Here is an 8171-nt window from a genome sequence, read left to right as displayed (position 1 = left end):
CAAGGAGCCGTAAAATGGATCGGTCGGCGCCCGCTGCGTCTTTCAGGGGCAAGGGGCGCGCCGACCGACGAGTAGAGTGGAATCGACATGGGAACAAGCCGAGGCCCGGCGATGCCGTCAAACCTTTTTAACGATCAGGGTAGGAAGCTCATGTGGTAAATCGCCGTAGCTGTTCTGCTAATGTCCTCCCGATAAGCTGCAGATCGAAAGGCCAGGCATAACGCAATTCCACTTCGGGATACTTCGGCCGCAAATGGTCCAAAATCTCCGGTATCTCTACTTCCGAATGCGAGCCACCCGGCGTGAACATCGTGGTCAACACGGTGATGGAAGTCGCGCCTTGGCCGATCAAGTCTTTCACCGCCTCTTGCAGTGTGGGCGCGCAGAATTCGTTATAGGCGAGCGCAAATAAGACGCCGTTCAGATAGGGACTCAGTACAGCCGCTACTGCTTCCAGTCCCGATTGATAGGGATCGGTCTTCCTCGTTCTTGGCCAGCGGCGTATCTTGGTGTCCAGCTCGATCTCTTCGGCCGAGGGGGGGTGCTTTGCCGCGCGCCGTTGCGCCTCCAGCCGTTTCAATTTGCTGACCAGCTCTTGGGGGCAATCGCTCGGAATGCCGCCGTGGCCGACTAGAATCACTCCGTGGGTGATTGTCGCCATCGGTTTTACTCCTATCGTTAAGGTTAAGGGTTCGTGTTCATGCATCAGTATCCATAGGTGGTTCGAGGCATGGGGGGAGATTGATCTTGTCATAGCCCTTCCAGGGCCCATTTCAGAATGGACTCAATGAAGGCCATCCCTTTCTTGGCGAGAAAGCTTGATGGAGGCCCTGCGGATCTCCAGCGTCTTCTACGACGACATGCGGCATGGCGAGTCCTTTCTACACATGATTCCTCAGCATAAGCTCTTTCGGATGCGGGTTAAGATAGACTTGATCGCGCATGTAACCTACGTCAAAGATCCGCACGTAATGCTTTACCAGCGTGAGAGGTACAACCAAAGGCGTGAGCCCCTTATGATAGTCGTCGATCACGCCTAACAACTCGGCTTTTTCATGAGTGCCCAATCGGTTCTTCAAGTAGCCCACAATATGCTGCAGGACATTCACATGCTTCCGCACCGTCGCTTTCATGGCCAAGGCATGCATGAACAGCTCGCCATACTTCAACGCCAATTCCCTCGCTCTATACCGCTTCGCCTGGCCGACAAGCCGGCCCATCGCTGCGTAGTGCTGTTTGCTATGGGCCAGGAGCAAATACTTGTGAATGGTGTGAAACCGTATCAGAGCATGGCTCGTGATACCGGTTCGCACAAGATCTTGGAACCGATGATAAGAGAACACCCGCTCAATAAAGTTCTCTCGAAGCGAAGGATCACCGAGCCGCCCTTCCTCCTCCAGAGGAATGAGTGGATACTGATTCCGAAAAGCCCGCGCAAAGATTCCGGAGCCACTGTGGCTTGGCATTCCCTGTTCAGTGTACACACGCACTCGTTCGAGACCGCAACTGGGTGATCCTTTCTTGAACACAAACCCCGAGAGATCCAGCTTGTCGAGCGACTCGAGACGCTCCTCAATCATGGTCTCCATCGCCGCGGTGTGATCGCGTGCGCTCGTGATGGTCATCAGCCGAGGGTGGCGGGGATTTCCCACCAGCCGCATGGCTTCACGCGGGGTGCCCAGTCCGGCTTCAACTTCCGGACAGACCGGGACCCATTCCACGTAGTGGCCCAGGATAGCGGTTAAAAAATGGTCCCGCTTGTGTCCGCCGTCGAAGCGGACCTCGTCACCGAGGAGACACCGACTGATGCCCAAGCGGATCGGGGAAGTTGTCATCTCGTCTCCTGAAGCTTGCCGAGTTCCAAGTACTCCTGACGTGCCTGCCGATGATCGACGATAGGCGATGGATAAGCGATTCCGATACGGCAACCATATCGGTCTTGTTCGTCCGAAGACATAAGGTGTGGCTCATGAATCCTCTGCGCGGGTACCCTGGCGAGCTCAGGGACATAGAGACGGATATAGGTTCCATCCGGATCGAATTTCTTGCTCTGAAGAGCCGGATTGAAAATCCGATAACTCCGCGCGGCATCCGTGCCGGTCGAAGCACACCACTGCCAATTTCCGTTGTTGGCAGCCACATCGGCATCGAGCAACTGATGCATGAAAAATCGCTCACCGCACTGCCAATCGATTCGAAGGTCCTTGATCAAGAATGACGCCACGATCATGCGGACACGGTTGTGCATCCACCCCGTCTGATTGAGTTGCCGCATGCCGGCGTCCACGATCGGATACCCCGTCTTTCCCTCGCACCAGGCTCGAAAGAGTCGATCTCGTTCATTCCCAGGCGGTCGGCCAGGTGGCACGATAACTGCCCGAAAAGGACCTTCCACGACGTGTGGGTACGCCATGAGAACTTGCTGGAAGAATTCACGCCAGATCAGCTCATCAACCCACATGAGAACATCAGGGCGAGATACCAGTCCGCCTTGTGACAACGTGTTTAAGGCCGTGTGAATCGCCATACGTGGCGACAAGGTTCCGAAACGAAAGTGCGGTGAAAGCTTGGAACTTCCATCGATGGCAGGCAGATTCCTGTTTTGCGCATACGAGTGGATCGGACCTTCAGTGAACCAGCGCAACCGCTTCCGGGCGTGTCGCTCACCGGGCTCAATCCACGAAGCGGTCGAATCGTACCCGAGCTCATGGGCTGTGGGGAAAGGTTTGCAGGATGGCAGCGAGGCGGCGTTCTTTTTTGCAAGAGCGGTTGGAATCGGCTGAACTACCGGAGTGGTTGCCAGCCATTTCGTCCACCAGCGCGCGCGATAGGCGCTGTACCGCTGCAATGGCTCTCCGGTCGCACCTCGTACCTCTTGAGCTTCAAACACGACGTGATCTTTGAAGGTGCGCGCCGCCACTCCGAGCTTCTCCAAACGCTGTTGAACCTGACGATCGCGCCTGATCGCTGCAGGGTCATAGTCATGGTTCCAATAGACCACATCAGCCTTCCATTCACGTGCCGTTTGTACGACTTGTTCGACTTGATCGCCGCGACGCCACTGAAGCGCGATTCCACGATCGGCCAACGAGGACGTCAACTCCTGCAGGCAACCGAGCATGAAGTTCACGCAAGCGGACCCGAACTCCTGTGACTGCAGTAACGGTTCATCGAACACAAATAGCGGAATGACTTCGTCACATTCCGCGCAAGCGGCCGTCAACGCCGGCTGATCATGCAACCGAAGATCCCGCCTGAACCAGACAATGCCGCGCATGGGTTGTCCTACTTCTTCCTCGAAAAGCTATCGTGCCGAACTGTCAGGCCCCCCTTCGGTCTTCTCGGGAGCTTGTCGCCTGCAACTCGTGCGATGCACAGTTCACGAAAGGCCGTTTCATCACTGACTCCAACGTTCATCTCCGGCGTCTATCGTTCCCATCAGAATAGCTTGCAGCGCCGGCTCCAGCGTTGGGTACTGAAACGTATAGCCTCCAGCCAGAGCTTTCGCAGGAATCACGCGCTGACCGGTGGTCATCAGGGTCCCCAACTCTCCCAGTAGAAGATGTAATGCGCTCCGAGGAACAGAAAGCCACGACGGCCGGTGAAGGACCCGACCAAGGATCTCACAGAATGTGTTCATTCTCACCGGTTCCGGCGCCACTGCATTGAGAGGCCCTGAGACACCGGTATCGGCTAAAGCCCATTGAATGAGGGCGATGTGGTCTCGTCGATGAATCCAGGAAACCCACTGGGTCCCCGGCATGATTGGACCGCCTGCGAACAGCCTGAATGGCGACAACATTTTGGGCAACGCGCCACCGTCTGCTTCCAAGACCATGCCGGTCCTCAGCATGATTACGCGGGTCCCAAAATCCGCGGCCCGCATCGCTTCCGCTTCCCAGGCAAGGCAGAGGTCGGCAAGAAATCCAGTTCCGCGAGCAGCGCCTTCGTCCAGCGGGCGATCGTCGCTGGCGCCGTAATAACCGATGCCGGAGGCGTTCACCAGCACGCAAGGCTTTGTGGCATGGCTGCGCAACATTTCAACGATAACTCTTGTGGCGCTGACTCGGCTGTCCCAAATAAGCCGCTTGCGCGACTCGGTCCAGCGCTTTTCCGCAATCGGTTCTCCGGCCAGATTGATCACAGCGTCAGCGCCTTCAAATACTTCCGGCAATATACCGACTGAGGGCGGATTCCAATCGATGCAGGTAGCCGACGGCGGCAGCAGCGGTCTCACTCCGGAGGCGTTCCTAGAAAGGATAGTCACGCTGTGATCATTTTCCAGCAGTTGATTAACCAGAGGTCGTCCGATAAATCCGGTTCCACCTGTCACGATGATTCGCATGGTCATACTCCATTGCATCGTGTGCAGCGATCAACACTCTCATATGAGAAGTCCGGTTCGCATTCGCTTCCAGGGGAATCCTCAACTTTGACCAACATCAAGCTGGTTTCCTATTGTTCTGTCTGATCCTATTTCGTTGCACAGGCCGATGTCTGGCGACAACTGTCATAATCTGAAGGAGTCCTGCCACCATACCGCAACCCAGAAATCCGACTATCATCAGAAACACAACGCTCATGTCCATGTCGTTCCTCCTCGAACTGTGCCCGAAGTTCAGTTTGTCCGCATATAAGGTATGAATATCACCGAGGAGACAGGTCTCTCATCTATGCCTCTCAGAGACCTGTCTGCCTCAGCCGGCGGCGCCGTGCGGAGGATCGGCGTCACCGTGACGGAAACAAGGAATCGCCCCTTTGGTTGTGTGGTGCCGATTTCACTGTGGCACCATCGCGATCTCCTACTCATCCGGGGGCACATTTTTGAAGCTGCGGGCACAACGAAATCCTGTGCCGTGAGTTTGCAAGGCGAATCCACCACGGCCACGCGCGGATGTGGTGATATCGGAAGCCGGACTATGCCAAGATCCTCCGCGAATCGAACGAACCACTCCTTTCTTCTCAGGACCGTGAGGATTGTGATGGGATGCGTCCTTATAGTACTCCCAGTCATACCAGTCAGAGACCCACTCTCTGACATTACCCGCCATGTCCTTTACACCGTAAGGGGAGTCTCCGTCGGGCAAAGAACCCACCGTGTGCAACGTGTGCTCATTGTCCCATTCCCGATCAAAGTTCGCCCTATTCGCGGTCGGCGGTTCATTTCCCCAGGGATAGAGACGGCCGTCGGTCCCTCGAGCGGCCTTTTCCCACTCCGCCTCCGTCGGCAGGCGTTTCTTGGCCCAAGCGCAATAAGCCTTGGCGTCGTACCAGGTTGTTTGTACGACGGGGAGTTGCTCGAGCCCATTGATGGATAGAAGCGGACCCGTGTCATAGGGATTCGGCGGACTACGGTGACCGGTCGCTTTGACGAACCGCATATACTGTTGATTTGTCACCTCCACCTCATCAATCAGAAACGCATCCAGGTATACGGAGCGCTGTGGCCGCTCATCGGTCCGCCCCTTTCCCTCCGCCGAGCCCATCAGGAATTCACCGGCAGGAATCGTTATCATCGGCACCGGGTCGAGCTCTTGGGAGCCGGTGAATGCCTCCACGGTAAGCGACTGCGTGATCACGAATATTGGAACCACCAACATCGTCACTCTGTTAAACCGGATTGAGTGACAACACAGACCCATCGTCATTTCTTTTGCTCCTTGCTACCACCAATGGCCTGAGTCGTATGGAACTTGATTTGCCCAATCAGCTGCATCACCCCGCGCTTATCTCCATGCTCCGCTGCCTCTTGGGCTTGCGTAAGAAGGATGCGCGCTTCGTGCAAATGTTCCTCGATTTCCGCCTGCAGTCCAGGTGATGACACCGTGCCTCCCAGTGCTGCGCGGTGGTACACCTCCCAGGCATGGTCGACATCGTGTTCAGCTTCGTGCACGGCGCTCACGCCTTCCTGGTGTGGGTGTTCTGTCCACTCGAGTGGACCGGCTTGGATTCCCGTTGCTATGAGTAGCGCGCTGAAAGAAATTCCAAGAGCAAGAACAGCGTACGGTGTCATGTGCGCCTCCGTCACTAGCAACGGTGATGGCTCCTTCAAGGTTTCTTCGCACGTTCAATTAACAATCGAAGCTCCAGCAACTCGGCATTCTTCGGATTAATGGCTAAGCCTCTGGCTACCACCTCTTCCGCTTCGATGAAATGCTCCCGTCCCATCTCCACGAGCGCAGCGGTATACGCCTGGCTGATCTGTAGTTCGATGTCGGGAGCCGCAGACCGGGCGCAACGGAATCCCAGGCCTACACCGTAACTGTTGTTCAGAGGGTTGTTCCAGAATCGATGGGTCGTTCTCAATGTGGCTGCAGGAGCGATCCAAGAGCCGCCACGGATGACTCGTTTTTCTCCGACTGTTAAACGATCCACATATGTCCCGGTCCCTCCCAGCCAAACGGGCTTATCGGGGCCGCTTGGATTCACAGTCGTCTCATCCCTGCTGTAGTACGACGGATCGTACCAGTCGGACACCCATTCAAACACGTTGCCGGCCATGTTATAGACGCCGTAGAAACTGACCCCTTCGGGATAGCTGTCTACCGCAGTGGTGGCAAGCTCTTTCTTACCGAAATTGGCATTGTCGGGATCGAAATCATTGCCCCAAGGATAGATGTTTCCATGAGGCCCTCGGGCCGCCTTTTCCCATTCCGCTTCCGTCGGCAATCGCTTGCTTCGGTACTCACAATATGCCGTAGCATCGTGCCAATTGACTCCGACCACAGGTTGTCTTTGATTGTTGAGGCGGGGATCGTCCCAGTACGCTGGTGCTGGGTGCCGTGTTGCCTTCATAAATTCGCCATACTCTTTATTCGACACCTCGTACTTGTCGATAAAATATGAATCCAGGAAGACCCTATGGGCAGGTCCGTCGTCATTGAACGCCTCAGCCGACCACGGTGTCATCATTCGCTTCTCATAGGCCGTGAGCTTCTTGCCTGAGTCGGGACGAGCCTCTTTATCTATTCCCATCACCGACGGTCCATGGCCGACATACATCATGTCCGCCGGCATCAAATGATCTTCCGCCTGTGCCGAGAGTGTCAGCAGCGTGCATCCCACTGTCAGCATTGCGAGTAAGTCGGTGTAAGGTATCCGCATCACCACCCTCCAATTCCATGCAATTCAGCAGGTCTCCGGACAGAAGCCGAATCGGGAAGCTATTGCTTCCTCTTCATGCTTTGCTTGATCAATTCACGGGTCGCCAGATATTCCTTATTGTCCGGGTAGGCCGACAACGCTTTCTCGATGAAGATCAGTGCATCGGCATTCTTTTCCGCCCCCATTGCGACCAGAGCTTGAACAAAGGCATCGCGTGCTTGCTGCTGGGCTTCATGCGACACCGTTTGAGCGGATTTTGCGCACCGAAATCCCAAGCCCACGCCATAAGAGTTATTGTCGGGCTGATTCCAGAATCTGTGGCTTGTGTGGAGAGAGGTCTCTGGAGCGAGCCAGGAGCCCCCCCGCAGGACCTTGACTGGTCCTTGATTGGCAAAGTTGTAACCCTGATCAGCACCCTTTGGATTCAGTGCTATGCTGCCCTTGTAATAGGTGGGATCGTACCAGTCGTCTACCCATTCAAACACGTTTCCGGCCATGTTATAGACGCCATAGCCGCTCACGCCTTCAGGGTATGAATCGACGGGTGCCGTCCTGCCGACATTCTGTCCGTAATTGGCTTTGCTGGAGTCGATGCTGTGCCCCCAGGGATAATGTCTATCTCCATCGGGGCCTTTGGCCGCCCGCTCCCACTCCGCTTCTGTCGGAAGCCGTTTTCCTTCCCATTGGCAGAAGGCGTTTGCGTCGGTCCAACTGACTCCGACAACCGGCTGATTAACCTTGCTCAGACGGGGATCATCCCAATATGCGGGGGCTGCGTGGCCTGTGGCTCTCATGAACTCCCGATAGCGAGTGTTGGAAGTTTCATACTTGTCGATCCAATAGGGATCGAGAACGACCTGGTGCTTGGTTTCATCAGCATGCTCATTGCTTCCCATCGTGAACTCTCCCTTGGGAATGAACACCATGTCCTTGTCCTCAGCCGCGGCCTTCGCGGGACTCGAACCCCCTCCAATCAAGAAGACCAGTGCGCTTACAGTAATAATAATGTGCATGACCATCGCATCCTCCTCATTACATGACATGCCCGCATTTGGAACGCGGGATTC

At 55.6% G+C, this 8171-nt stretch carries 8 protein-coding genes; all 8 read right to left on the bottom strand.

Translation table 11 applies throughout. The features are described from left to right. Positions 1-148: 148 nt before the first annotated feature. Complete coding sequence (locus ACOSYY_RS15080; RefSeq protein ID WP_421663373.1) at positions 149-661, bottom strand: sirohydrochlorin chelatase; 513 nt, start codon at positions 659-661, stop codon at positions 149-151. Positions 662-881: 220 nt separating this feature from the next. Next, positions 882-1835, bottom strand: coding sequence for a YbgA family protein (locus ACOSYY_RS15075; RefSeq protein ID WP_421663371.1), 954 nt, complete (start codon positions 1833-1835; stop codon positions 882-884). Further along, positions 1832-3277: a cryptochrome/photolyase family protein gene (locus ACOSYY_RS15070; protein WP_421663369.1), complete on the bottom strand. Its 1446-nt coding sequence runs from the start codon at positions 3275-3277 to the stop codon at positions 1832-1834. Before ACOSYY_RS15070 ends, ACOSYY_RS15075 begins: the two co-directional genes overlap by 4 nt. A 120-nt stretch (positions 3278-3397) precedes the next feature. Continuing rightward, positions 3398-4345, bottom strand: coding sequence for a TIGR01777 family oxidoreductase (locus tag ACOSYY_RS15065; RefSeq protein WP_421663367.1), 948 nt, complete (start codon positions 4343-4345; stop codon positions 3398-3400). Between the two features lie 457 nt (positions 4346-4802). Continuing rightward, complete coding sequence (locus ACOSYY_RS15060; protein ID WP_421663365.1) at positions 4803-5648, bottom strand: formylglycine-generating enzyme family protein; 846 nt, start codon at positions 5646-5648, stop codon at positions 4803-4805. Further along, positions 5645-6013, bottom strand: coding sequence for a hypothetical protein (locus tag ACOSYY_RS15055; RefSeq protein WP_421663363.1), 369 nt, complete (start codon positions 6011-6013; stop codon positions 5645-5647). The genes ACOSYY_RS15060 and ACOSYY_RS15055 overlap by 4 nt, the downstream gene beginning before the upstream one ends. A 35-nt stretch (positions 6014-6048) precedes the next feature. Continuing rightward, on the bottom strand, positions 6049-7104 hold the full coding sequence (locus tag ACOSYY_RS15050) for a formylglycine-generating enzyme family protein (RefSeq protein ID WP_421663361.1): 1056 nt from the start codon (positions 7102-7104) through the stop codon (positions 6049-6051). Positions 7105-7163: 59 nt separating this feature from the next. Then, a partial coding sequence (locus tag ACOSYY_RS15045) for a formylglycine-generating enzyme family protein (RefSeq protein ID WP_421663360.1) occupies positions 7164-8171 on the bottom strand: 1008 nt, incomplete at its 5' end.

The organism is Nitrospira sp. BLG_2, from assembly GCF_049222245.1.
The sequence above is the reverse complement of the archived record's forward strand: the minus strand, read 5'-3'. Positions and strand labels throughout refer to the sequence as shown.